The organism is Kitasatospora sp. NPDC029312 (assembly GCF_055569215.1).
Genome location: NZ_JBVHXY010000003.1, coordinates 1 through 25,244 on the forward strand (window position 1 = coordinate 1; position 25,244 = coordinate 25,244).

Consider the following 25,244-nt stretch of genomic DNA (forward strand, 5'->3'; position numbering starts at 1 on the left):
CCGCGTTGAGCGGCACGGCAACCCCCGGAATAAGGCGGCCCCGCGCACTGCGTCCTCGCTAGTGTTATTTCAAAAGGAATCTCCAACCCCGATCACAAGACCGAGGCCGGGGATGTCAACATATCTGGCGTTGACTTTTGGCACGCTGTTGAGTTCTCAAGGAACGGACACTTCCTTCAGGCCGCCTTCCAGCGGGCCCTCCGGGCGCTTCGTTCTTTCGTGTTCCCAGCTTATCAGATGTTTTCCGCTCCGTTTCCGGCGCTTCGTTCATCCAACTCGCTGGCGTCTTCCCGGGTTTGATGCCCCGTCCGACGTTTCAAACTCTAGCCGATCCCCGCTCCGAAAAGCGAATCGGCCGCAATCCGATAAAACGAGCACAGCGAATAAGCACCGAGCCGCACCGCGCAAAGCGAAACGACCGGCACGAACCGGAAGTGGTGTTTCAGAGGATTGGCTACCCCGGGACCGTCCGCGCAGACGCGTGTCCGGTGCTCCCTGCCAGGCAGCTCGAAGAACTGTACGCGCTTCGGCGGGCGGATGCAAACGACGAGCAAAAGGGCCGGCCGGTCTCCGAGGAGCGGAGGCCGGCCGGCCCGACGGGCGATGGGGGCTCTGCGGTTGGTCCCGGAGCCCCGGGCTCAGCTGTTGGTGGGGAAGCCGAGGTTGATGCCGCCGTGCGACGGGTCCAGCCAGCGCTGGGTCACCGCCTTGCCACGGGTGAAGAAGTGCACGCCGTCCGGGCCGTACGCGTGGGTGTCGCCGAAGAGCGACGCCTTCCAGCCGCCGAACGAGTAGTACGCGACCGGCACGGGGATCGGCACGTTGATGCCGACCATGCCGACCTCGACCTCGAACTGGAAGCGCCGGGCGGCGCCGCCGTCATTGGTGAAGAGCGCCGTTCCGTTGCCGTAGGGGTTGGCGTTGATGAGCGCCAGGCCCTCCTCGTAGGAGGCGACGCGCACGACCGACAGGACCGGGCCGAAGATCTCGTCGTTGTACACCGACATGCCGGGCTTCACGTGGTCGAACAGCGTGGGGCCGAGCCAGAAGCCGTCCGCCGTGGGGGCGCCGTTCGCGTCCTCGGTGGTGACCGGGTGCTTGCGGCCGTCCACCGCGAGCTCGGCGCCGTCGGCGAGGCCGGACTCCACGTAGGAGGTGACCTTGTCGCGGTGCTGGCCGGTGACCAGCGGGCCCATCTCGGAGTCGCCGTTGCAGCCGGGGCCGACCTTCAGGCCGGCGATCCGCTGCTTGATCTTGTCGACCAGCTCGTCGCCGATCGGGTCGACCGCGACCAGCACGGAGACGGCCATGCAGCGCTCGCCGGCCGCGCCGAAGCCGGCGTTGACGGCGGCGTCGGCGGCGAGGTCCAGGTCGGCGTCCGGCAGGACCAGCATGTGGTTCTTGGCTCCGCCCAGGGCCTGCACGCGCTTGCCGTAGCGGGTGCCGGTCTCGTAGACGTAGCGGGCGATCGGGGTGGAGCCGACGAAGCTGACGGACTTGATGTCCGGGTGCTCCAGCAGGCGGTCGACGGCCACCTTGTCACCGTGCACGACGTTGAAGACGCCGTCCGGCAGTCCGGCCTCCTTCCACAGCTCGGCCAGGAAGTTGGCGGCCGACGGGTCCTTCTCCGAGGGCTTCACCACGACGGTGTTGCCGGCCGCGATGGCGATCGGGAAGAACCACATCGGCACCATGGCCGGGAAGTTGAACGGCGAGATGATCGCAACCGGGCCGAGCGGCTGACGGATCGAGTAGACGTCGATGCCGGTGGAGGCCTGCTCGGTGAAGCCGCCCTTGAGCAACTGCGGGATGCCGCAGGCGTACTCGACGACCTCCAGGCCGCGGGCGATCTCGCCCAGCGCGTCCGAGTGCACCTTGCCATGCTCGGACACGATGATCGAGGCCAGCTCGTCCCGGCGGGCGTTCAGCAGCTCGCGGAAGGCGAAGAGCACCGTGGTGCGCTTGGCCACCGAGGCGGTGCGCCAGTCGGCGAAGGCCGAGGCGGCGGCGGCCACGGCCTGGTCGACCTCGGCGATCCCGGCGAAGTCGACCTGGCCGGAGAGCTGACCAGTGGCCGGGTCGAAGATGTCGCCGCGCCGGGGCGCCGCACCGGCGGTGGCGACCGGCTTGCCGCCGATCCAGTGAATGATGTGCTTGCTCAAGGTCCGTCTGCCTCCGAAGTCCCGGGCGGCGTCGTGCCACCGGTTCGGTCTGGCGCCGCCCGCGCAGGGGTTGGGCGACGGAATTCACGGGGCTACCGCGCTCGTCTCCCAGTCTGGTGGCCACCATGGCCAGGCTCAACGACCAGGCTGACGGGGATCGAGGATTCAGCCTTACAGGTCGTCCGGTTGCTGGGCCGGACGCGTGATCCGCAACCGATAGCTTGTGAAAGGCAGGGCTCAGGCCTCGGGTTCCTCGTCCTCCAGGTACGGGTCGTGCAGCCCGTCCGCCGCCTCCTGGGTTTCCAGCAGGTCCAGCCGCAGGTCCTGAGCCCAGGCCAGCGCCCACCGCTTCAGCCCGTCCACCGCTCCGGCTTCGAGACTACGGGCGCGGAACCGGCCGTCCGCGGCCTCGGCCAGCGTCTCCAGCCGGTCGGCGAGCGCGGTGGGCTGGAACTCCGGGTCCAGTTCTCCCGCCAGCGCGAGCAGCTCGCCCTCCCGGTAGAACCGGGTGAGGGCGTACACGTCGATCAGGTCGCGCGGCATGCCCCGGTCGACCAGCAGTGCGGTGGTGAGCGCCGCGGCGTCCTCCAGGGCAGCCACCGGCAGCACCACCGGCGACTCGTCGGCCGCGTGGGCTCCCAGATCGAGCCGGACCGGCCGGTGGCCGAGCGGTTCCTTGCGCAGCTCCACCGAGTGCGTGCGCCCGCCCAGCGCCAGCCGTACGGTCAGCTGTTCCAGGCGCGGCGTCCCGGGCCGGTCGACGACACCGCCGCCGGCCGCGCGGTAGGCCTCGGCCAGCTCGGCGGCCGCCTCCGGCAGGTCGGCGTCGACGGTCACCAGGGTGAGCCCGTCCTGCGGGCAGGCCGCGACGCCGTGGGCGCGCAGCGCGTGCCCGCCGGCCAGTGCCAGCCCGGCGCGGGCGCAGACGGGGGCGGCCACCGCGGCCAGCCGCAGCTGGGCGGGGCCCGGCCAAAACGAGGCATCGACGGTGTGCGGGGCGGTGGTCACGCCTCCAGTCTGACGCGATCGCCCGCCCGGCGCGTCATCCGGGCGCCCGCTCCGCACCGTGCGGGGCGGGCTGCCCGAGCGCTACCAGCCGGCGAGCCCGGCCGCCGCCTCGTGCAGGGCGAGTTCCAGCAGCACCGGGTCGTTGAGCCGCCCGGAGCCGTCGGGCGGGACCAGCCAGCGCACGCCCCGGCTGCTGCGTTCGGGGTGCGGCACGACGATCCAGGTGCCCTCCCCCGCGCTGCGCACGCCGGTGCCGACCCAGCGGGCGGCCGTGCCGACCGGCACCAGGAAGCTGAGGTGCTCGTCGTACTCGGCCCCGGAGTCGGTGATCACGGGGCCGCAGAGGCCGGTGCCCAGGACGTCCAGCGCGGGGCGCCCGAGCCGGCCGGGGACGGCGAGGACGTCCCAACGGCGTCCGGCGGGTAGCAGGATCAGGCCCAGCCCGGTGCGTTCCCACTCCGCCCGGAAGGCCTCCGGGTCGGGTGCCACCTCGGCGAGCCAGTGCAGTCCGGTGCTCTCCATGTCGTGTCCCCGCTTCTCGCCGTTCGTACTGGTCGGACGCGGCGGGACAGACTGGGACCCGCCGTCACCATGGAGAGGCGGACGGCGGGTCCCTCTTACACGGATCGCGCGACTCGGATCCCGTGACTCGCGTCGTGGCTCGGATCGTGACTCGCCTCGTGGCTCGGATCGATTGGTGCGCCGAGCCGGACCCACAGCGCGGAAGTCAGCTGTCGAAGCCGAGCCCCAGCCGGTCGAGCGTACGCAGCCACAGGTTGCGGTGTCCGCCGTTGCGGTCGGCCCGCTCCAGCGAGCGGGTGGTGATCTCGATCCCGGCCCAGCGCACCGGTTCCGGCGGGAACGGCAGCGGCTTGGAGCGCACCATGTCCAGCGAGGTGCGCTCGGTGCGCTCGCCCGCGAGCAGGTCGAGCATCACCTCGGCGCCGAAGCGGGTCGCGCCGACGCCGAGCCCGGTGTATCCGGTCGCGTGGGCGACCTTGCCCCGGTAGGCGGTGTCGAAGAACGCCGAGAACCGGCTGCAGGTGTCGATGGCGCCGCCCCAGGCGTGGGTGAAGCGCAGCCCCTCCAGCTGCGGGAAGCAGCGGAAGAAGTGGTTCGCCAGGGTGCGGAAGGTCTCCGGCCGCTGGTCGTACTCGTGCCGGACGTGGCCGCCGTAGTGGTAGACGGCGTCGTAGCCGCCCCAGAGGATCCGGTTGTCGGCGGAGAGCCGGAAGTAGTGGAACTTGTTGGCGCTGTCGCCGAGGCCCTGCCGGCCGCGCCAGCCGATGGCGGCGAGCTGCTCGGCGCTGAGCGGCTCCGTCATCAGCGCGTAGTCGTACACCGGGACGATGTACGGGCGGACGCGCTTGAGCAGGGAGGGGAAGACGTTGGTGCCGAGCGCGACGCGGCGGGCGAACACCCGTCCGTAGGGGGTGCGGACGGCCATGCCGCTGCCGTGCTCGCGTAGGTCGGTGGCCCGGGTGTGCTCGTGGATTCGGACGCCCTGGCTCAGGCAGGCGTCCTTGAGGCCCCAGGCGAGCTTGGCGGGGTGGACCATCGCCACGCCCTCCTTGTCCCAGAGGCCGCCGAGGAAGGTCGGCGAGTCCACCTCGGCGCGCAGCTGGTCGGCGTCCAGGACGGTGATGTCGAAGCCGTAGCGGGCGGCCGCCTCGGCGATCTCGTGCAGTTCCTCGACCTGGTGGGGCTGGGTGGCGACGTCGATCTCGCCGGTGCGCTCCCACTCGGCGTCGATGCCATAGCGCTTGAGGGTGGCCTCGATGCCGTCGAGGTTGGCGGCACCGAGGCGTTCCAGCTGGGTGAGTTCGGCGGGCCAGCGCTGCAGGCCGTTGCCGAATCCGTGGGTGAGGCTGGCCGCGCAGAATCCGCCGTTGCGCCCGGACGCGGCCCACCCGACCTCGTGGCCCTCGACCAGGACGACGTCCAGTGAGGGGTCGCGTTCCTTCGCGATGAGGGCGGTCCACAGGCCGGAGTAGCCGCCGCCGACGACCAGCAGGTCGCAGGTGGTGTCGCCGACGAGGGCGGGCTGCGCCGCCGGCCGGCCGGGGTCCTCGAGCCAGAAGGGGGTGGGCCTGGCGTCACTGAGTGCGCGGGCGGAGTCCATGCATTATCAGCCACTTTCTGCGAATAGATGACAGTTGCGAGTCACCACGTGCCGACCGTACGCCGGGTCGTGCGCGAGCGGTGCGTCAGGCGGTCGCCTTCCGCCGGTTGCCGAGCCACTGTCCGGCGACGGTCAGCGCGACGGCGGCGATGAACATCGCGGTGCCGATGACGTTCACCTGCACCGGGATGCCGCGCTGTGAGGCGCCCCAGACGAACATCGGGAAGGTGACCGTGGTCGGGCCCGAGTTGAACTGGGTGATGATGAAGTCGTCGAAGGACAGCGCGAAGCTGAGCAGCGCGCCGGCCGCGATGCCGGGGGCGGCCAGCGGCAGGGTGATCTTCAGGAAGGTCTGGGTGGGCGTCGCGTAGAGGTCCTGGGCGGCCTGTTCGAGCCTGGGGTCCATGCTCATCACGCGCGCCTTGACGGCCGTCACCACGAAGCTGAGGCAGAACATGATGTGCGCGATGAGGATGGTGGTGAAGCCGAACGGGATGCGCATGTTGAGGAACAGCGTGCCCAGCGAGGCGGCCATGACCACCTCTGGCATGGCCATCGGCAGGAAGATCATCGCCGTGGTGGCCGAGCGGCCGCGGAAGCGGTAGCGGGCCAGCGCGAAGGCGACCATGGTGCCGAGCACGGTGGCGCCGATGGTGGCGAGCACCGCGATCTGCAGGCTGAGCGAGAGCGACTGGCACATGTCGGCCACGCCGCAGGGGTTGGTCCAGGCGTCGGTGGAGAACTCGTTCCACTCGTAGTTGAACTTGCCGGCCGGCTTGTTGAACGAGAAGGCCAGCACGACCAGGTTCGGCAGCACGAGGTAGGCGAGGGCCAGCAGGCCGGCCAGCACCACCAGGTGGGCGCGGACCCACTTCAGAATCCGGGACATCAGACCAGTTCCTCCGTCCCGGCCTTGCGCATGTAGACCGTCACCATGCCCAGGATCAGGGCCATCAGGATGAAGCTCAGTGCGGCGGCCGTGGGGTAGTCGAGCACGTTCAGGAACTGCTTCTGGATGCCGTTGCCGACCATCTGCTCGCTCGGCGACCCGAGCAGCTGGGCGTTGATGTAGTCGCCGGACGCCGGGATGAAGGTGAGCAGGGTGCCCGCGACCACGCCCGGCAGCGAGATCGGGAAGGTGACCTTGCGGAAGGTGGTGAACGGCCGGGCGTACAGGTCTCCGGCCGCCTCGTGCAGCCGGGGGTCGATCCGCTCCAGCGAGGTGTACAGCGGAAGGATCATGAACGGCAGGAAGTTGTAGGTCAGGCCGCAGACCACGGCGAGCGGGGTGGCGAGCACCCGGTCCCCCGAGGTGAGGCCGAGCGCGTTGGTGACGTCCAGGACGTGCAGGGTGCCGAGCGCGCCGACCACCGGGCCGCCGTCGGACAGGATGGTCTTCCAGGCCAGCGTGCGGATCAGGAAGCTGGTGAAGAACGGCGCGATCACCAGGATCAGGATGACGTTGCGCCAGCGCCGGCTCGCCTTGAAGGCGATGGTGTACGCGAGCGGGTAGCCGATGGCCAGGCAGAGCACGGTGGCGATCGCCGCGTAGGAGAACGAGCGGACGAAGTGCCACTTGTACTCGTCCAGGGCGTCCCAGTAGGTCGAGACGTGCCAGGTGACCTTGAAGCCCGCTTCGAGCGAGCCGGTCTGCAGCGAGGTGGACGCCTGGTACACCATCGGCACGGCGAAGAAGACGACCAGCCAGGCGATGCCGGGCAGCAGCAGCCAGTACGGGGTGAGCTTGCGCTTCGGCTTCGGCTCCGCCGGGGGCACCGTGGCGCGGTCCGGGGGTACGGCCTGGGCCGGCGCGGCCGGGGTGGCGGCGGTCATGCGGCCTCCTCCGCGGTGCCCGCGTCGATCGCCTGCGAGGCGTCCAGGGCGAAGGAGTGCGCCGGGTTCCAGTGCAGCAGCACGCCGGCGCCGGGGACGATCCGGGCGTCGCGCTCCATGTTCTGCTCGAAGACGGTGACCTCCTGGCCGCCGTCGGTGCGCACCAGGTACTGGGTGGAGACGCCGATGAAGCTGGAGTCGACGACGGTGCCGGCCAGCGCGTTGCGGCCTTCGGCCACCGTCTCGGAGCCGTGGGTGATGGTGATCTTCTCCGGGCGCACGCCCAGGTGGACCCGCTTGGCGTCGGTGTCGCAGCGCGCCTTCGGCACGGCGAGGCGGGTGCCGGCCACGGTGACCAGCAGGTCCTCGCCCGCGCCGCCGGTGACCTCGGCGGGCAGCAGGTTGGACTGGCCGAGGAAGTTGGCCACGAAGGTGCTGGCGGGGTTCTCGTACAGCTCGGCGGGCGCGCCCAGTTGCTCGACCCGGCCGCCGTTCATCACCGCGATGGTGTCGGCCATGGTCATGGCCTCCTCCTGGTCGTGGGTGACGTGGACGAAGGTGATGCCGACCTCGGTCTGGATCCGCTTGAGCTCCAGCTGCATCTGGCGGCGCAGCTTGAGGTCGAGGGCGCCGAGCGGCTCGTCCAGCAGCAGCACCTGGGGGTGGTTGATCAGCGCGCGGGCGACCGCGACGCGCTGCTGCTGACCTCCGGAGAGCTGGTGGGGCTTGCGCCGGGCGTACTGGCCGAGCTCGACCAGTTCCAGCATGTCGTCGACCTGCTTCTTGACGTCCTTCTTCCCGCGCCGGCGCAGGCCGAAGGCGACGTTCTCGTAGATGTCCAGGTGCGGGAAGAGCGCGTAGCTCTGGAAGACGGTGTTCACCGGCCGCTTGTACGGGGGGAGGGCGGTGACGTCCTGGCCGCCGATCAGGACGGTGCCGCTGGTGGGCTCCTCCAGGCCGGCGATCATGCGCAGGGTGGTGGTCTTGCCGCAGCCGGAGGCGCCGAGGAGGGCGAAGAAGGAGCCCTGGGGGACGGTCAGGTCGAGGGGGTGGACGGCGGTGAAGGAGCCGTAGGTCTTGCCGATGCCGGTGAGGCGGACGTCGCCGCCGGCCGCGTCGCGCAGCTGGTCTGTCATGGGGTGTCTTCCTGGGTTCTCTGCCGTGAGTGGGGGTCAGGCGCCGATGAGCTTGGAGAACTTCTGCTCGAAGTCGCTCTCCTCGCTCTCGGTGAGCGTGCGGAACACGTGCGCCTTGGCCGCCATCTCGGGGGTGGGTACGACCAGCGGGTTGGCCGCGGTGTCCGGGGCGAGGGAGGCGAGCTCGTCCTTCATCCCCGTGACGGCGGAGACGTAGCCGATGCCCGCGACCAGCTGCGCCGCGATCTTCGGCTGATAGTAGAAGTCGATCAGCTTTTCCGCGTTCGTCTTGTGCTGGGCCTTCGCCGGAATCAGCAGGTTGTCGGTCGAGGTGATGAAGCCGTGCCCCGGGATGACGAATTCGATGTCCGGATTGTCCACCCGCAGTTGGATCAGGTCGCCGCCCCAGGCGACGCAGGCCGCGATGTCACCGGAGGACAGCTCCTGGCCGTAGTCGTTGCCGGTGAAGCGACGGATCTGCTTGTTGTCGACCGCCTTCTGCACCCGGGCGATCGCGGCGTCGAAGTCGTCGGCGGTGAACTTCGCCGGGTCCTTGCCCATCTCCAGCAGGACCATCCCGATGCTGTCGCGCATCTCCGACAGGAAGGTGACCCGGCCCTTCAGCTCGGGGTCGTCCAGCAGCTGGGAGACGCTGGTGACCTCCTTGCCCTTGGTCGCCTTGCGGTTGTACGCGACGACGACCTGGATGCCGGCCCAGGGGTAGGAGTAGAGCCGGCCCGGGTCCCAGTCGGGGGCGCGGAAGCGCGGCTCGACGTTGGTGATCGCGGTGGTCACGTTCGCCGGGTCGAGCTTCTGCACCCAGCCGAGCCGGATCAGCCGGGCGGCCATCCAGTCCGTGAGCACCATCAGGTCGCGGCCGGTGTCCTGGCCGGAGGCGAGCTGCGGCTTGATCTTGCCGAAGAACTCGACGTTGTCGTTGACGTCCTCGTTGTAGTTGACCTTGATGCCGGTGGCGGCGGTGAAGGCCTCCAGGGTGCCGTGCTTCTCCTTGTCCTTCTCGTCGGTGTCCACGTAGAGCGGCCAGTTGGAGAAGTTCACCTCCTTCTCGGTCTCCGAGAGGTCCTTGGCGGCGTTCGCGGTGGAATCGCCGGTCGCCCGGGAAGCCGCCGGGATACCGCAGGCGGCCAGGGTGCCCGCTCCGGCGGTGAGGGCGGCGGCGCGCAGCAGGGCGCGGCGGCCGAGTGCGGCCCGGCCGCTGGTCAGGCTGCGTTCCCAGGCCCTGCGGACCGGTTCGGGCAGGCCGTCGGTGAGCTCGTTGAACGCCTTGAACGCCATGGAACGGGCCTCCTGGGGGAAGAGGGCGCGGGGGGGAAGCGCCCTGGTCCGGGTTATCTGTCTCCGAAGACGGTGCGGTGCCAGTCCTTGCGGGCCACCGCGGTGGTGTCGAACATGACGTGCTTGACCTGGGTGTACTCGTCCAGCGAGTACTGGGACATGTCCTTGCCGTAGCCGGACGCCTTGTAGCCGCCGTGCGGCATCTCGCTGATGATCGGGATGTGGTCGTTGACCCAGACGCAGCCGGCGGCGATCTCCCGGGTGGCGCGCAGCGAGCGGTGCACGTTGCTCGTCCAGGCGGAGGCGGCCAGGCCGTAGGGGGTGTCGTTGGCCAGCCGCAGGCCCTCCTCGTCGCCGTCGAAGGGCAGCACGACCAGCACCGGGCCGAAGATCTCGCCCTGGACCACCTCGCTGTCCTGGGCCGCGCCGGTGATCAGGGTCGGCGCGTAGTAGGCGCCGCGGGTGAGGTCGGTGCCGTCGTGGCCCTTCTCCGGCGCGGAACCGCCGGTGACGACGGTGGCGTACGAGCGGGCGCGCTGCACGAAGCCGGCCACCCGGTCCCGGTGGGCGTGGGAGACCAGCGGGCCGAGGTCGGTCCGCGGGTCGCGCGGGTCGCCGATCCGGATCGCCGCGAACAGCTCGGCCACCCCGGCCACGAAGGCCTCGTACAGCGGGCGCTGGACATAGGCGCGGGTGGCGGCGGTGCAGTCCTGCCCGCCGTTGATCAGCGAGGCGGCGACGGCGCCGTGCACCGCCGCGTCCAGGTCGGCGTCGTCGAAGACCACGAAGGGGGCCTTGCCGCCGAGTTCGAGGTGGGTGCGCTTGACGCTCGCGGTGGCGAGCTCGGCGACCCGCTTGCCGACGGCGGTGGAGCCGGTGAAGGAGACCATCGCGACGTCGGGGTGGGCGACCAGGTGCTCGCCCGCCGTGCGCCCGGCGCCGGTGACGACGTTGACCACACCGTCCGGAATGCCCGCCTCGGTACAGGCCCGGGCGAACATCAGCGAGGTCAGCGGGGTCAGCTCGGCCGGCTTGAGGACGATGGTGTTGCCCGCCGCGACGGCCGGGAGGATCTTCCAGGCCGCCATCTGCAGCGGGTAGTTCCACGGCGAGATCGAGCCGACCACGCCGATCGCCTCGCGCCGTACGTAGGACGTGTGGTCGCCCGAGTACTCGCCGGCCGCCTTGCCCTCGAGGTTGCGGGCGGCGCCGGCGAAGAAGGCGGCGTTGTCGACGGTGCCGGGGACGTCGAACTCGGTGGCCAGCTTGACCGGCTTGCCCGTCTGCGCGGTCTCCACCCGGGCGAGGTCCGGCGCCGCCCCGGCCAGTACGGCGGCCAGCCGGGTGAGCGCCTCGGACCGCGTACCCGGGGTGGCGCCGGCCCAGCCGGGCAGCGCCGCCTTCGCGGCGGCGACGGCGCTGTCCACGTCGGCGCGGGTGGCCAGGGCCACCTCCTCGACCACGCCGCCGTCGGCGGGGTTGACGACCTGGAAGGGCTCGCCGCCGCCCCGGGTCAGGCGACCCGCGATGTACTGCGCGCCCGCCCCGAAATCGGTCAGGTCCATCTGTTCCTCCAAGTGCCGGTGGTACGACTGCGCGTGGCGACATCGCGCTCCGCGGGTAGCGGACTCCGCCGTGCCGATCACTGGGGGTTGCGCGATCCTGACAGTCCGGCGGGTTCTGGGCAAGGGATTCCGCTGTTGCTTTCTGGTCACGCGACGGATTCCTGTGCGGGATGGGCTTTCCGCCACGGCTGACCCGCTGACCATGCCCGCTGCTGCCCGGGCGTGACAAGGGTCACTCCGCCAACGGCCGGTGGAAGCGCCTTACAGGGTGCAAGGACCGCGACAGGGCGACAGGTCGTCGGGAGGATGGATCATTCACCTGACACCTTGACTTCGCCCGGCACCTCGACCGCCACGGCGGCCCTGACCATCCGGTCCCCTCGACCGCCCCCGCTTCCCTTCAGCTCAGCTCTCCCTCGTGACCATGGAGGCCCGCGATGCTCCCCACCGTCGCCCGCGTACTCGACCTGGAGGTGATGCGCCGCGGCCTGCCCCAGGTGGTGGCCGGCGCCGACCGCCTGGAGCGGCCGGTCCGCTGGGTCCACGTGAGCGAGCTGCCCGACGTCGCCGGGATGCTCCAGGGCGGCGAGCTCGTGCTGACCACCGGCATCGCCCTGCCGGAGCAGCGCGAGGGCCTGGCCCGCTACGTCCGGGAGCTGGACGAGGTCGGGGTGGCCGGCCTGGTGGTCGAGTTCGGCCGGCGCTACTTCGAGTCGCTGCCGCGCGCCCTGGTGAACGCCGCCGAGCAGCGCGGGCTGCCGCTGATCGCCCTCCGCCGCGAGGTGCGCTTCGTCGCCGTCACCGAGGCCGTGCACGCCCTGGTGGTCAACGCCCAGTTGGAGCAGCTGCGCGTCTCCGAGTCCGTCCACCAGGTGTTCAACGAGCTGGTCGTGGAGGGCGCGGAGCCGCCCGAGGTGATCCGCCAGGTGGCCCGGATGGCGGGCGCGCCGGTGGTCCTGGAGAACCTGGCCCACCAGGTGCTCGCCCACGACACCGCCGGACGCCCGGAGACCGAGCTGCTGGAGGACTGGGAGCGCCGCTCGCGCGGCGTCCGCCCGCCCGGCCGCACCGGCCACGATCCGCGCAGCGGCTGGCTGGTGACCACCGTCGGCGCGCGGGGCCAGGACTGGGGCCGGCTGGTCCTGCTCCAGGAGCCGGGCCCGCTGCCCGGGGGCGAGCCCCACCCGCACGCCATGCTGCTGGAGCGCGGCGCCTCCGCGCTGGCGCTCAACCGGCTGGTGGTGCGCGACCGGGAGAGCCTGGAGCGGCAGACCCACCGCACCTTGCTCTCCGGCATCCTGACCCACGCCCTGACGGTCTCCGAGGCGGCGCTGCGCGCCCAGGCGCTCGGTGTCCCGCTGGAGGGCCGCCGGCTGGTCGGCGTGGTGCTGCGCCAGCGCCGCGGGCCGATCCCGGCCGCCCTGGAAGCCCAGGCCCGGCTGCGCGACTTCACCGAGCTGGCCGCCGACGCCGTTCGGGCCTGCCGGCTGTCCGCGCTGGTCGGCGCGCTGGACGACGAGGGCGTGGGCCTGCTGATCGCGCTCGGCACCCAGCAGGACGAGCACGCCTCGCTGGACTCCTTCTCGGCCGCCCTGCGCCGGATGTCCGCCGAGGCGGGCCGGGAGGGCGCCGACGCACCAGGGCCGGTGGTCGCGGTCGGCTCCTCGGTCGGCTCGGTCCGCGACGCCCGGCGCACCCTGCTGGAGGCCACCCAGGTCGCCGACGCCGCCCTGCACGACGCGCCCGGCGGCCGCACCGCCTCCTACTACCGGCTGCCCGACGTCCGGTTGCGCGGCCTGCTGCACCTGCTGCGCGACGACGCCCGGCTGCAGACCTACGTGGAACGGGAGCTGGGCCCGCTGCTGGCCCACGACGCCGAACACAACGGCCAGTTGGTGCAGATGCTGCGGATCTACCTGGAGCAGGGCCGGAACAAGTCGGCGGCGGCCGATGCCGCGCACCTGTCCCGGCCGTCCTTCTACGACCGGCTGCACAAGGTCGAGCGGATCCTCGGCGTCGACCTCGACCAGGTCGAGTCCTGCCTCTCCCTGCACGTCGCCCTGCTCGCCCTGGACGCCGTCCGGCGCTGAGGCACCGGCCTCACACCCCGGTGATCCGCCCCCAGACCTTGTGCAGCACGGGCCGCTCCGCCGAGGTGACGTCGCGCATGGTGCGCAGCCGGGCGCGCATCTCCTCGGTCGGGAACACCAGCGGGTTCTCGGCGAGTTCGGCCTTGTCCTTGTCGCCGCTGGCCGCCAGCACCTCACGGGCGGCCGGCACCGGGCAGATGTACTGGACGGCCGCGGCGAGGTCGGCGGCCACCTCCGGCTGGTAGTAGTAGTCGATCAGCAGCTCGGCGTTGCGCTTGTGGACGGCCCGGTTGGGGATCATCAGGCTCTCCGCCCACAGCTCGCCGCCCTCCTCGGGCACCACGAAGGCGATGTCCGGGTTCTCGGCGGTGAGTTGCACGGCGTCGCCGGAGTAGGCCTGGCAGGCGAGCGCCGCACCGGAGGCGAGGTCGCTGGTGTAGTCGTTGCCGGTGAAGCGGCGGATGTGGCCGGTGTCGACCATCTTCTGCACCAGGTCCATCGCCCTGTTCGCGTCGTCGTCGCCGAACGTGGCGATGTCCGCGCCCTGGGAGAGCATCAGCAGCCCGAGCGCCTCGTCCAGTCCGGCGAACAGCGTGATCCGGCCCTTGAGGTCGGGCGCCCAGAGGTCGGCGGTGGACTTGATCTCCCGGCCGAGCGCCTTGCGGTTGTACGCGATGCCGGTGATCCCGGACTGCCAGGGCACACTGCGCCGGCGCCCGGGGTCGAAGGCCGGGTTCGCGAGCTGCGGGTCCAGGTTGGCGGTGACGTTGGGCAGGTCGGCCCGGTCCATGGCCTGCACCCAGCCGAGCGAGACGTACCGCCCGGCCATCCAGTCGCTGATCACCATCAGGTCCCGGCCCGGGTCGGCGCCCTGGGTGAGCACCGGGCTGATCTTGCCGAAGAACTCGTCGTTGTCGTTGATGTCCTCGGTGTAGGTGACCGCGATCCCGGTCTTCGCGGTGAACCCGTCCAGGGTCGGGCGTCCGCCCTGGTCGTCGGTGTCGATGTACTGCGTCCAGTTGGAGAAGGCGAGCCGCTTGTCGCTCTCCGAGCGGTCCGGCGCCGAGCGGCGGTCCTCGGCGACGTACGCGGACGGGATTCCGCAGCCGGTCAGCGTGCCGGCCCCGAGCAGTGCGGCCCCGCCGAGGACGGAACGTCGGCGCAGCGAGCGCGGGTTGGGCGAACGGCGGGTCTGGGTGGTGCTGCTGGGCATGGCGGGCCTTCCGGAGCGTGGGACGGCCCCGGGCACGCACGACACGGGTGCCCGGGGCCGTCCTGGTAGGTACGTCAGACAGTGTGCGCGTCGGTGAGCGACAGCACCTCGTCCAGCACCGCGAGGCCCGTCTTGGCCTCCTCCTCGGTGACGGTGCACGGCGGGACGACGTGGAAGCGGTTCATGTTGACGAACGGCCAGAGCCCGCGCTGCTTGCAGGCGGCGGCCAGCTCGGCCATCGGCGCGTTGGCGGCGCCGGCGGCGTTGTACGGGACGAGCGGCTCCCGGGTCGTCCGGTCCTTCACCAGGTCGAGCGCCCAGAACACGCCCAGCCCGCGCACCTCGCCGATCGAGGGGTGCCGCTCGGCCAGCTCGCGCAGACCGGGGCCGATCACCGTCTCGCCGATGTGGCGGGCGTTCTCGACGATGCCCTCCTCCGCCATGGCGGTGATGGTGGCCACGGCCGAGGCGCAGGCCAGCGGGTGCCCGGAGTAGGTGAGCCCGCCGGGGAAGGGCCGCTCGGCGAAGGTGGCCGCGATCTCGGCGCTGATCGCCACGCCGCCCAGCGGCACGTAACCGGAGTTGACGCCCTTGGCGAAGGTCAGCAGGTCCGGGGTGACGCCCCAGTGGTCGGCGGCGAACCACGCCCCGGTGCGCCCGAAGCCGGCCATCACCTCGTCCAGGATGAACACGATGCCGTAGCGGTCGCAGATCTCCCGCACCCCGGCCAGGTAGCCCGCCGGCGGGATCAGGATGCCCGCGGTGCCGACCACCGTCTCCAGGATGACCGCCGCGACCGTGCCCGGCCCCTCGAACGCGATCACCTGCTCCAGGTGCTCCAGCGCGCGCTCGCACTCCTGCGCCTCGTTCTCGGCGTGGAAGTTGGAACGGTAGGGGTACGGGCCCCAGAAGTGCACCACGCCGGAGACACCGGTCTCGTTGGCCCAGCGCCGGGGGTCGCCGGTGAGCGCGATCGCGTTGGCGGTGGCGCCGTGGTACGAGCGGTAGGTGGACAGGACCTTCTGCCGGCCGGTGTGCAGCCGGGCCAGCCGGATGGCGTTCTCGTTGGCCTCGGCGCCGCCGTTGGTGAAGAAGATCTTGTCCAGGTCGCCGGGCGTGCGCTCGGCGATCATCCGGGCTGCCTCGCTGCGCGCCTCGACCGCGAAGCCGGGGGCGAGGGTGCAGAGCTTCGCCGCCTGCTCCTGGATCGCGGCGACCACCTTCGGGTGCTGGTGGCCGATGTTGGTGTTGACCAGCTGCGAGGAGAAGTCGAGGTAGCGGTTGCCGTCGTAGTCCCAGAAGTACGAGCCCTCGGCACCGGCCACCGCGAGGGGGTCGATCAGCGCCTGGGCGGACCACGAGTGGAAGACGTGCGCGCGGTCGGCGGCCTTGACGGCCTGGCCGGCGGCTGAGTCAGCGGTGGGGATGCTCATGGCGGTAAGGCTAGGGCGGGTCACCTGCGAAGTGCAGGTTCATCCTGTCAGTCGGTCGCGCCATCCGTCGACAGGGTGCAAAGACACGAGGCCCGGGGCGGAGAAGCCCCGGGCCTGTGGTCGGTTCGTACGATCCGAGTCAGCGTCGGACCGCCTTCGTACCGCGCTCGGCGGCACTGCGCTCGGTGGTGCTGCGCTCGGCAGAGATTCAGATGGCCGTCATGACGTGCTTCACGCGGGTGTAGTCCTCGAAGCCGTACGACGACAGGTCCTTGCCGTAGCCCGACTTCTTGAAGCCGCCGTGCGGCATCTCGGCGACCAGCGGGATGTGGGTGTTGATCCAGACGCAGCCGAAGTCCAGGCGGCGCGACATCCGCATGGCGCGGGCGTGGTCCTTGGTCCACACCGAGGAGGCCAGCGCGTACTCGACGCCGTTGGCGTACTCGACGGCCTGCTCCTCGTCGGTGAACTTCTGCACGGTGATGACCGGGCCGAAGACCTCGTTCTGGATGATCTCGTCGTCCTGGCGCAGGCCCGAGACGACGGTCGGGGCGTAGAAGTAGCCCTTGTCGCCGACCTGGTGGCCGCCGGCCTCGACCTTGGCGTGGGCGGGCAGCCGCTCGATGAAGCCGGCGACCTGCTTCAGCTGGTTGGCGTTGTTCAGCGGGCCGTACAGCACGTCCTCGTCGTCCACGCCACCGGTCTTGGTCTCGGCGGCGGCCTTGGCCAGCGCCTCGACGAACGCGTCGTGGATCGACTCGTGCACCAGCACGCGGGTGGCGGCGGTGCAGTCCTGGCCGGCGTTGAAGTAGCCCGCCACCGAGATGCCCTCGACGGCCTCGGCGATGTCGGCGTCGTCGAAGACCACGACCGGGGCCTTGCCGCCCAGCTCCAGGTGGACGCGCTTGACGTCCTTGGAGGCCGACTCGGCGACCTGGATGCCGGCCCGGACCGAACCGGTGATGGAGGCCATCGCCGGGGTCTTGTGCTCGACCATCAGGCGGCCGGTCTCGCGGTCACCGCAGATGACGTTGAAGACGCCGGCCGGCAGGTCCATGTCCTTGAGGATGCCGCCGATGATCTCGGCCAGCAGCACGGTGGAGGCCGGGGTGGTGTCGGAGGGCTTCAGCACCACGGTGTTGCCCGCGGCGATGGCCGGGGCGAACTTCCACACCGCCATCATCATCGGGTAGTTCCACGGCGCGACCTGGGCGCAGACGCCGACCGGCTCGCGGCGGACGATCGAGGTCATCCCGTCCATGTACTCACCGGCGGCCTTGCCTTCGAGCAGGCGGGCGGCACCGGCGAAGAAGCGGATCTGGTCCACCATCGGGCCGATCTCCTCGGAGAGGGTCAGCGCGCGGGGCTTGCCGGTGTTGCGCACCTCGGCGTCGACGATCTCGTCGGCCCGCGCCTCGACCGCGTCGGCGATCTTGAGCAGCAGCTTCTGCCGGGTGCTCGGGGTGGCGTCGCGCCAGATCGGGAACGCGGCGGCGGCCGCGGCCATGGCCGCGTCCACGTCGGCGGCACCGGACAGCGGCGACGTCGCGTACACCTCGCCGGTGGTCGGGTCGACGATGTCGAGCGTGCGGCCGTCAGCCGCGTCGACGAGCTCACCGTTGATGTAGTTGCGCAGCGTGCGAAGGTCGCTCACGGGTCTCTCCTCGGGATGGGCCTGCGGCATTGCAGATTCCGGCGCCATGGTACGTCGGCGGGTCCGGCCGACGAAGGGCGCCGAGTGGCCGGGCCCGGAGCGGCGCGGTCCACTGGTGGCGGAACGCGCGCCGTCCTGCGGGGGCGCGCGCGTACCGTGCCAGAGTAGCCGCACGACTGCCGTGATCGACAGCCTGGGCCGCGATACACGATGAAATCCGTATGCGATTTCCAAGATCGCGACGAAATCAGCAGTTTCCAGGCTTGCGAACGAGGGCACGATCAGGCACAGTGGCGGCGTGGCCAACCGCGACCGGAACGCGAGCGTTCCCCTCGACGCCGCCTCCAAGGCGATCATCGAGCAGCTCCAGGAGGACGGGCGACGCCCGTACGCCGCCATCGGCAAGGCCGTCGGCCTGTCGGAGGCGGCCGTGCGGCAGCGCGTCCAGAAGCTGCTCGACCAAGGCGTGATGCAGATCGTCGCCGTCACGGACCCGCTCACCGTCGGCTTCACCCGCCAGGCGATGGTCGGCATCCGGGTCGAGGGTGACATCGAGCCCGTCGCCGACGCGCTGGCCGCCCTCGACGAGGTCGACTACGTCGTCTGCACCGCAGGCTCGTTCGACCTCCTGGCCGAACTGGTCTGCGAGGACGACGAGCACCTGCTCGAAATGATCAACAAGCGCATCCGCGCGCTTCCCGGCGTGCGGAGCACCGAGAGCTTCGTTTATCTGAAGCTCCGGAAACAGACCTACACCTGGGGCACCCGATGACAGCCGACCCGGCGCAGAAGGACCTTTCCAAGACCGCCTACGACCACCTGTGGATGCACTTCACCCGCATGTCGTCGTACGAGAACTCCCCCGTGCCGACCATCGTCAAGGGCGAGGGCACGTACATCTGGGACGACAAGGGCCGGAAGTACATCGACGGCCTGGCCGGCCTGTTCGTCGTGCAGGCCGGTCACGGCCGCACCGAGCTCGCCGAGGTCGCCGCCAAGCAGGCCAAGGAACTCGCGTTCTTCCCGATCTGGAGCTACGCGCACCCCAAGGCCGTCGAGCTGGCCGAGCGCCTGGCCAACTACGCCCCGGGCGACCTGAACAAGGTCTTCTTCTCCACCGGCGGCGGCGAGGCCGTCGAGACCGCCTGGAAGCTCGCCAAGCAGTATTTCAAGCTGATCGGCAAGCCGACCAAGTACAAGGTCATCTCGCGCGCCATCGCCTACCACGGCACCCCGCAGGGCGCGCTGTCGATCACCGGCCTGCCGGGCCTGAAGGCCCCGTTCGAGCCGCTGGTGCCGGGCACCCACAAGGCCCCGAACACCAACATCTACCGCGCCCCGCACTACCTCGAGGGCCCCGACGGCACCGTCGACCCCGAGGCGTACGGCCGCTGGTGCGCCGACCAGGTCGAGGAGGCCATCCTCTTCGAGGGCCCCGAGACCGTCGCCGCCGTCTTCGTCGAGCCGGTGCAGAACGCCGGTGGCTGCTTCCCGCCGCCGCCCGGCTACTTCCAGCGCCTGCGCGAGATCTGCGACCGCCACGACGTGCTGCTGGTCTCGGACGAGGTCATCTGCGCCTTCGGCCGCCTCGGCACCATGTTCGGCGCCGACAAGTTCGGCTACGTGCCGGACATGATCACCTGCGCCAAGGGCATGACCTCGGGCTACTCCCCGATCGGCGCCACGATCATCTCGGACCGCATCGCCGAGCCGTTCTACAAGGGTGACAACACCTTCCTGCACGGCTACACCTTCGCCGGCCACCCCGTCTCCTCGGCCGTGGCGCTCGCCAACCTCGACATCTTCGAGCGCGAGGGCCTGAACCAGCACGTGCTCGACAACGAGTCGCGCTTCCTGGGCACCCTGAGCAAGCTGCGCGACCTGCCGATCGTCGGCGACGTCCGCGGCAACGGCTACTTCTACGGCATCGAGCTCGTGAAGGACAAGGTCACCAAGGAGACCTTCAACGAGGACGAGACCGAGCGCGTCCTCTACGGCTTCCTCTCCAAGGCCCTGTTCGACAACGGCCTGTACTGCCGTGCCGACGACCGCGGCGACCCGGTCGTCCAGCTGGCCCCGCCGCTGATCTCCGACCAGTCGACCTTCGACGAGATCGAGCAGATCCTGCGGACCAGCCTCACCGACGCGTGGGCGAAGCTCTGATCCCCTGAGCCTCCTTCCCCACCCTCCGCCGAAGGGCGGCCCCGCTCCCCGCGGGGCCGCCCTTCGCCGTTCCCACTCCCGCCACGCCCTCGACGAACATCACAGTCGCAGGACCAAACATGCCTGAATGCGGGTGATTTGCCCGTGATGGCCCAGTGCGCCGCAACCGCGCCAGGCCCCAGTCGTTCTAATCTGACGACTGTCATATCCCTGCGGCCACCCAGGATGGAACCTCATGTCAGCGGCACCGCCTGACAACGACGTGCTGTGGGCCCGAGGGATCGTCAAGTCCCACTACGGCACCCCCGCGCTGCGCGGCATCTCGATCGGCGTCCGCGAGGGCGAGGTGCTCGCCGTCACCGGCCCGCGCGGCTCCGGCAAGAGCACCCTGCTCGGCTGCCTCTCCGCCCAACTCCCGGTCGACGACGGCGAGGTCTGGTTCAACAGCGCCCCCGTGCACACCCTCGGCCGGGCCGGCCGCGAACGGCTGCGCCGCGAGCGCTTCGGCTTCGTCGGCTCGGAACCGCACCTCGTGCCCGAACTGACCGCCCGCGAGAACGTCGCCCTGCCGCTGCTGCTCGCCGGGGCCGGCAACAAGGCCGCCTACACCGCCGCCGACGAGTGGCTGGAGCGCCTCGACGTCGGCGAGATCGGCCGCCACCGCCCCGACCGGCTGGTCCAGAGCCAGCGCCAGCGGATCGCCGTGGCCCGCGCCCTCGCCCCCCTGCCGACCGTCGTCTTCGCCGACGACCCCACCGCCCCGCTGCACCGCGAGTCCGCCGACCAGGTCCTGCGGATACTGACCAGCGCGGCCCGATCGCACCAGCTCACCCTCGTCCTGGCCACCCACGACCCCGAGCTCGTCCGGTTCGCGGACCGCGCCGTCGCCCTCGTCGACGGACGGCTCACCGCCCCCGCCGCCCCCGTCCCGCGTGGCACCGCCACCCCGGGGACGGCCGGCGCGTCCGCCGTCTCGGCCATCCGCCGCTGACGACGCCCAGCCGCTGAAAGAGTCGACGTGTTCTACCTCCGTCTGGCCCGGGGCTACCGGGTGCCCGACCTCGGCCGCTGGCTGCTCACCGCCCTGGCCGCCGCCGTCGTCGCCGCCTTCCTGCTGCGCTCCCTCGGCCGGGCGCTGAGCGACCCGCTCGGCGACACCGGCGCGCTGGTCCGGCTGCTCTGGTGCCTGCCCCCGCTGGCCGCCGTCGCCTGGTTCGCGGCCGTCGCCGCCCGCTCGGTGCCCGCCCGCCGACCCGAAAGGATCGCCGGCCTCGCCGCCGCCGGGGCCGGCTCCCGCCGGATCCGCACCCTGATCGCCGGCGAGGTCACCCTCGCCTGCGCCCTCGGCAGCGTGCTCACCCTGCTGCTCTTCCTGGTGCTGCGCAACGATGTCGCCGGGCCCTCGCTCGCCCCCGACCTCGGCATGGGCGTGCCGCTGCCGGCCGCCGCGCCCATCACCTTGCTCGCCCTGGTCCCGCTCACCGCCGGCATCGCCGCCGCCTGCGCGGTACCCGTCCCCGACTCCCTGCCCGGCTGCCGTGCCCATGTCCCCAGCGGCTTCGGCGCCTGGCGGATCGCCCTGCCGATCGGCCTGGTGGTGATCGGCGCCGCGCTCGAACTCATCGCGCTGCGCCCCGGCGCCGCCGCCGACGGCCGCCCGATCCACCTGCCCGCCGGACTCGGCAGCACCAGCACCGCCGCCCTCGGCGGCTGGGCCGCCAGCGCACTCGGCCTCGCGCTGCTCACCGGGCCGCTGCTCGCCTGCACCGGACGACTGCTCGCGCTCGGCCGGCCCACCCCGCTGCGACTGCTCGCCGGCCGCGGCCTCACCGCCCAGGCCCGGCGCCTCGGCCCGCCGCTGGCCGTCCTCACCCTCGTCGTCGCGCTGGTGCTCACCACCATCCGCTACTGGATCGGCACGCCCGACAGCGCCGACGCGCTGCCCGCCGTCGAGGCCTGCCTGGTGCTCGGCTGTGCGGCCGCCGCGGTGGTGTCCCGACTGGCCGAGGTCCGCACCGACCGCCGCGAGGTCACCGACGCGCTGCTGCGCCTCGGCACCTCGCCCCGGCTGCTGTTCGGCGCGGTCGCGCTGCGCACCCTGGCGGTCGGCACCACGCTGCTGCTGACCGGCGGGGCGACCGCCGCGCTGGCGGCGGCCGGACTGCGGTAGCGGGTTTCCGCGCGGTGGGGCTCAGCCGGCCGCGGCGAGCTGGCCGCAGGCGCCGTCGATCTCCTGGCCGCGGGTGTCGCGGACGGTCGTCGGCACGCCGTGCGCCTGGAGCCGGCGGACGAACTCGCGCTCGTCCTCGGGCCGCGAGGCCGTCCACTTCGAGCCCGGGGTCGGGTTCAGCGGGATCAGGTTGACGTGCACCCGATGGTTCTTGATCAGCCGGCCGAGCAGGTCGGCGCGCCAGGCCTGGTCGTTGATGTCCTTGATCAGTGCGTACTCGATGGAGATCCGGCGACCGGACTTCTCCGCGTAGTTCCAGGCCGCGTCCAGCACCTCGTCGACCTTCCACCGGGTGTTCACCGGCACCAGCTCGTCGCGCAGCTCGTCGTCCGGGGCGTGCAGCGACAGCGCCAGGCGGCAGCTGAGGCCCTCGTCCGCCAGCCGGTTCATCGCCGGGACGAGGCCGACCGTGGAGACGGTGATGCCGCGCTGGGACAGCCCGAAGCCGTCCGGAGCCGGGTCGGTCAGCCGGCGGATCGCGGCCAGCACCCGGTTGTAGTTGGCCAGCGGCTCGCCCATGCCCATGAAGACCACGTTCGACAGCCGCGCCTCGCCGCCCGGGATCTCGCCGTCCTTGAGCGCGCGCATCCCGGCGGCGATCTGCTCGACGATCTCGGCGGTGGACAGGTTGCGGGTCAGCCCGGCCTGGCCGGTCGCGCAGAACGGACAGTTCATGCCGCAGCCCGCCTGCGAGCTGATGCACATGGTGACCCGGTCCGGGTAGCGCATCAGCACCGACTCGACGAGGGTGCCGTCGAAGAGCTTCCAGAGCGTCTTGCGGGTGGTGTCGTCATCGCAGGAGACGTGCCGCACCACCGACATCAGCTCGGGCAGCAGGCTCTCGGTGAGCTTCTCCCGGCTGGCGGCCGGGATGTCCGTCCAGCTCGCCGGGTCGTTCGACATCCGGCCGAAGTAGTGGTTGGAGAGCTGCTTGGCGCGGAACGGCTGCTCGCCCAGCTCGGCGACGGCCTCCTTGCGCTCGGCGGGGCTGAGGTCGGCGAGGTGTCGCGGGGGCTTGGCGCCGCGCGGCGCGACAAACGTGAGTTCTCCGGGCTTAGGCATGGTCCATCCAGTGTCGCAGACGCGTGAGGGCCCCGGACGCCGGGCGTCCGGGGCCCTACGGTGAGCGCTCGTGCTAGCTGCCGACGAAGGCGGCGAGCAGCAGCCAGACCACCGGGGCGGTCGGCAGGAGCGAGTCCAGCCGGTCCATGATGCCGCCGTGGCCGGGCAGCAGCGTGCCCATGTCCTTGATCCCGAGGTCGCGCTTGATCATCGACTCACCCAGGTCGCCCAGGGTCGCGGTGACCGCCGCGCAGCCGCCCAGGATCAGGCCCTGCCACCAGCTGCCGTCGTCGATGATCAGCTGCATCAGCACGGCGCCCGCCAGCATCGACAGGCCGATGCCGCCGGCCAGGCCCTCGCGGGTCTTGCCCGGGCTGATCGTCGGCGCCAGCTTGTTGCGGCCGAACTTGTAGCCCACGGCGTAGGCGCCGGTGTCGCTGCAGATCGTGACGATCAGGAAGAGCACGATCCGCTGGGGACCGTCGTCGGCCGCCAGCATCATCGCCACGAAAGTGGCCAGGAACGGCACGTAGAAGGCGGTGAACACCCCTGCCGTTATGTCCCGCAGGTAGTTCTCGGGCGGTTCGGCCATCCGCCAGACCATCACCGCCAGCCCGGTCAGCGCGAGCGAGGCCGCGGCCCACTGGACGCCGGCCCAGTAGCCGGTGGCGACCATGGCGACGCCGCCCACGACCAGCGGGACCAGCGGCGCCTTGATCTGCTTGCGCTCGGAGAGCCGGCTGGTCAGCTCCCAGACGCCGACCGCGACCGCGGCCATCACGACGACCAGGAACAGTGCCTTCACCACGAACAGCGAGGCGACGATCACCGCGCCGAGACCGACCCCCACCCCTATGGCGGCCTGGAGGTTACGGCCACCGCGCTGCTGCTTGCGTGGCTCCGGCTGCGGGGCGGGCTGGGCGGCCACGGGACTCTCCTGCCCTGGGTGGGACGACGGCACGAAGGGGGGCTGCCCGGCCGGCCGGTGACTCTGCGGCGGCGCGGGATGCACCGGAGTCCCCGGGTGCGGCTGGGCGCCGGGGGCAGGGGCGGTGTCGTCGGCTATCGCGCGCAGCACGACCGTCTCCGTCACACCCGGCTGGACCGTCCCGGGCTGCTCGTCCCGGAACAGCGGGCCACCGCCCGACCGGCCCTGCGTCGCGGGCTGCCCGGAGGCCGTGGGCCCGTACGGCGCCGACGGGCCCCGGGCGGGGCGGCGGGCCGTACCGCCGTCGGGGCCACTGCCAGGACCGCTGTCGAGACCGTGGGCGGGCGCACCGGGGTGCGGGCCGGGATCGGCCGGGACGGGAGGCATGACCTGAGTCTCCTCCGCGTCGCCGCCCCAGTACACCGGAGGCTGCTGCGAGTGATCCGAACGGAGGTCGGGGCCACCCGGGACCACACCCGGCGCGCCCCGGTGGGGGGCCTGGCCGGGGTGTCGCCGGGCGGGGTGTCCCGGAGTGCCGTGTCCCGGAGCGCTGTAGCCGGGAGCGCCGTGCCCCGGGACGGGCTGTCCCTGGGCCGGCGCCGGATGCTCGCCGTACCCCGGCGCCGGCTGGGCCGACGGCCGGGGTGCCTGCGGCTGCGGCGCCGGGCGGTAGGGCTGGAACTGCTGGTCGGACGGGCCCCAGTAGCCAGGGGCGTCAGGGGCGTCGTTCATCAGACCTCGAGCAGCTCGGCTTCCTTGTGCTTCAGCAGCTCGTCGACCTGGGCCACGTACTTGGCCGTGGTGTCGTCGAGCTCCTTCTCACCGCGACGGCCGTCGTCCTCGCCGACCTCGCCGTCCTTCACCAGCTTGTCGATGGCGTCCTTGGCCTTGCGGCGCACCGAACGGATCGAGACCTTGGCGTCCTCGCCCTTGGTGCGGGCGATCTTGATGAACTCCCGGCGGCGTTCCTCGGTCAGCTCGGGCAGCACCACCCGGATGATGGAGCCGTCGTTCGACGGGTTGACGCCTAGGTCGGAGTCGCGGATCGCCTGCTCGATGGCCTTCAGGGCGGTCTTGTCGAACGGCGAGACGACCGCCATCCGGGGCTCCGGCACCGAGAACGAGGCCAGCTGGTTGATCGGCGTCACGGTGCCGTAGTACTCGGCGACGATCTTGGCGAACATCGCCGGGTGCGCACGGCCGGTGCGGATGGCCGCGAGGTCGTCCTTGGCGACGGAAACGGCCTTCTCCATCTTCTCCTCGGCTTCGAGGAGGGTCTCTTCGATCACTGTGGTCTCCCTGTCCGGTTCATCTGCTGTTGTCCCGACCGGTGTCGGCATCGGGGCCGG

20 protein-coding genes are annotated in these 25,244 nt (G+C 71.4%); 5 read left to right on the top strand and 15 right to left on the bottom strand.

Going from position 1 to position 25,244, the window contains the following annotated elements; all coding sequences use genetic code 11:
- Window positions 1-638: 638 nt before the first annotated feature.
- The 9 genes from ACZ4WV_RS03000 to ACZ4WV_RS03040 all read right to left on the bottom strand — a co-directional run bounded on the left by ACZ4WV_RS03000 (window position 639) and on the right by ACZ4WV_RS03040 (window position 11,122).
- Window positions 639-2,162: a CoA-acylating methylmalonate-semialdehyde dehydrogenase gene (locus tag ACZ4WV_RS03000; protein WP_465742190.1), complete on the bottom strand. Its 1,524-nt coding sequence runs from the start codon at window positions 2,160-2,162 to the stop codon at window positions 639-641.
- Between the two features lie 237 nt (window positions 2,163-2,399).
- Window positions 2,400-3,170: a nucleotidyl transferase AbiEii/AbiGii toxin family protein gene (locus tag ACZ4WV_RS03005; RefSeq protein WP_465742192.1), complete on the bottom strand. Its 771-nt coding sequence runs from the start codon at window positions 3,168-3,170 to the stop codon at window positions 2,400-2,402.
- Between the two features lie 81 nt (window positions 3,171-3,251).
- A complete protein-coding gene (locus ACZ4WV_RS03010; protein ID WP_465742194.1) occupies window positions 3,252-3,692 on the bottom strand; it encodes a hypothetical protein in 441 nt (146 codons plus the stop codon).
- Window positions 3,693-3,897: 205 nt separating this feature from the next.
- The gene (locus ACZ4WV_RS03015; protein WP_465742196.1) at window positions 3,898-5,292 is read right to left on the bottom strand and encodes an NAD(P)/FAD-dependent oxidoreductase; all 1,395 of its coding nucleotides are present in this window, start codon (window positions 5,290-5,292) and stop codon (window positions 3,898-3,900) included.
- Between the two features lie 85 nt (window positions 5,293-5,377).
- Window positions 5,378-6,181, bottom strand: a complete 804-nt coding sequence (locus ACZ4WV_RS03020) for an ABC transporter permease (RefSeq protein WP_465742198.1) — start codon at window positions 6,179-6,181, stop codon at window positions 5,378-5,380.
- A complete protein-coding gene (locus ACZ4WV_RS03025) occupies window positions 6,181-7,125 on the bottom strand; it encodes an ABC transporter permease (protein ID WP_465742200.1) in 945 nt (314 codons plus the stop codon). Before ACZ4WV_RS03025 ends, ACZ4WV_RS03020 begins: the two co-directional genes overlap by 1 nt.
- Window positions 7,122-8,261, bottom strand: a complete 1,140-nt coding sequence (locus tag ACZ4WV_RS03030; RefSeq protein WP_465742202.1) for an ABC transporter ATP-binding protein — start codon at window positions 8,259-8,261, stop codon at window positions 7,122-7,124. Before ACZ4WV_RS03030 ends, ACZ4WV_RS03025 begins: the two co-directional genes overlap by 4 nt.
- A 36-nt stretch (window positions 8,262-8,297) precedes the next feature.
- The gene (locus ACZ4WV_RS03035) at window positions 8,298-9,557 is read right to left on the bottom strand and encodes a polyamine ABC transporter substrate-binding protein (protein WP_465742204.1); all 1,260 of its coding nucleotides are present in this window, start codon (window positions 9,555-9,557) and stop codon (window positions 8,298-8,300) included.
- A gap of 53 nt (window positions 9,558-9,610) precedes the next feature.
- Window positions 9,611-11,122 carry a gamma-aminobutyraldehyde dehydrogenase gene (locus ACZ4WV_RS03040; RefSeq protein WP_465742206.1) on the bottom strand — a complete coding sequence of 504 codons (1,512 nt, stop codon included), beginning with the start codon at window positions 11,120-11,122 and terminating at the stop codon, window positions 9,611-9,613.
- Between the two features lie 437 nt (window positions 11,123-11,559).
- Here ACZ4WV_RS03040 and ACZ4WV_RS03045 point away from each other — a divergent pair, with 437 nt between their 5' ends.
- Window positions 11,560-13,212, top strand: coding sequence for a PucR family transcriptional regulator (locus ACZ4WV_RS03045; protein WP_465742208.1), 1,653 nt, complete (start codon window positions 11,560-11,562; stop codon window positions 13,210-13,212).
- Window positions 13,213-13,222: 10 nt separating this feature from the next.
- Here ACZ4WV_RS03045 and ACZ4WV_RS03050 read toward each other — a convergent pair whose 3' ends face one another.
- From ACZ4WV_RS03050 to ACZ4WV_RS03060, 3 genes are all read right to left on the bottom strand, one after another.
- Entirely contained in the window at window positions 13,223-14,425 is a 1,203-nt protein-coding gene (locus ACZ4WV_RS03050) for a polyamine ABC transporter substrate-binding protein (protein ID WP_465742210.1), read from the bottom strand.
- Window positions 14,426-14,499: 74 nt separating this feature from the next.
- Window positions 14,500-15,858 carry an aminotransferase class III-fold pyridoxal phosphate-dependent enzyme gene (locus tag ACZ4WV_RS03055; protein ID WP_465742212.1) on the bottom strand — a complete coding sequence of 453 codons (1,359 nt, stop codon included), beginning with the start codon at window positions 15,856-15,858 and terminating at the stop codon, window positions 14,500-14,502.
- Window positions 15,859-16,066: 208 nt separating this feature from the next.
- Window positions 16,067-17,542 carry a gamma-aminobutyraldehyde dehydrogenase gene (locus tag ACZ4WV_RS03060; protein ID WP_465742214.1) on the bottom strand — a complete coding sequence of 492 codons (1,476 nt, stop codon included), beginning with the start codon at window positions 17,540-17,542 and terminating at the stop codon, window positions 16,067-16,069.
- Between the two features lie 268 nt (window positions 17,543-17,810).
- On the opposite strand from ACZ4WV_RS03060, the gene ACZ4WV_RS03065 reads away from it, so the two are divergent.
- The 4 genes from ACZ4WV_RS03065 to ACZ4WV_RS03080 all read left to right on the top strand — a co-directional run bounded on the left by ACZ4WV_RS03065 (window position 17,811) and on the right by ACZ4WV_RS03080 (window position 21,845).
- Complete coding sequence (locus ACZ4WV_RS03065; RefSeq protein ID WP_030306695.1) at window positions 17,811-18,284, top strand: Lrp/AsnC family transcriptional regulator; 474 nt, start codon at window positions 17,811-17,813, stop codon at window positions 18,282-18,284.
- Window positions 18,281-19,675, top strand: coding sequence for an aspartate aminotransferase family protein (locus ACZ4WV_RS03070; protein ID WP_465742216.1), 1,395 nt, complete (start codon window positions 18,281-18,283; stop codon window positions 19,673-19,675). Before ACZ4WV_RS03065 ends, ACZ4WV_RS03070 begins: the two co-directional genes overlap by 4 nt.
- A 235-nt stretch (window positions 19,676-19,910) precedes the next feature.
- Complete coding sequence (locus ACZ4WV_RS03075) at window positions 19,911-20,666, top strand: ABC transporter ATP-binding protein (protein WP_465742218.1); 756 nt, start codon at window positions 19,911-19,913, stop codon at window positions 20,664-20,666.
- Between the two features lie 27 nt (window positions 20,667-20,693).
- Window positions 20,694-21,845 (top strand): hypothetical protein, encoded by a 1,152-nt coding sequence (locus ACZ4WV_RS03080; protein ID WP_465742220.1) that lies wholly within the window; start codon window positions 20,694-20,696, stop codon window positions 21,843-21,845.
- Between the two features lie 21 nt (window positions 21,846-21,866).
- Here ACZ4WV_RS03080 and rlmN read toward each other — a convergent pair whose 3' ends face one another.
- The 3 genes from rlmN to frr all read right to left on the bottom strand — a co-directional run bounded on the left by rlmN (window position 21,867) and on the right by frr (window position 25,184).
- Complete coding sequence (gene rlmN, locus ACZ4WV_RS03085) at window positions 21,867-22,967, bottom strand: dual-specificity RNA methyltransferase RlmN (protein ID WP_465742222.1); 1,101 nt, start codon at window positions 22,965-22,967, stop codon at window positions 21,867-21,869.
- Window positions 22,968-23,040: 73 nt separating this feature from the next.
- Complete coding sequence (locus ACZ4WV_RS03090) at window positions 23,041-24,282, bottom strand: phosphatidate cytidylyltransferase (protein ID WP_465742224.1); 1,242 nt, start codon at window positions 24,280-24,282, stop codon at window positions 23,041-23,043.
- Window positions 24,283-24,626: 344 nt separating this feature from the next.
- On the bottom strand, window positions 24,627-25,184 hold the full coding sequence (gene frr, locus ACZ4WV_RS03095; RefSeq protein WP_465742226.1) for a ribosome recycling factor: 558 nt from the start codon (window positions 25,182-25,184) through the stop codon (window positions 24,627-24,629).
- Between the last annotated feature and the right edge of the window lie 60 nt (window positions 25,185-25,244).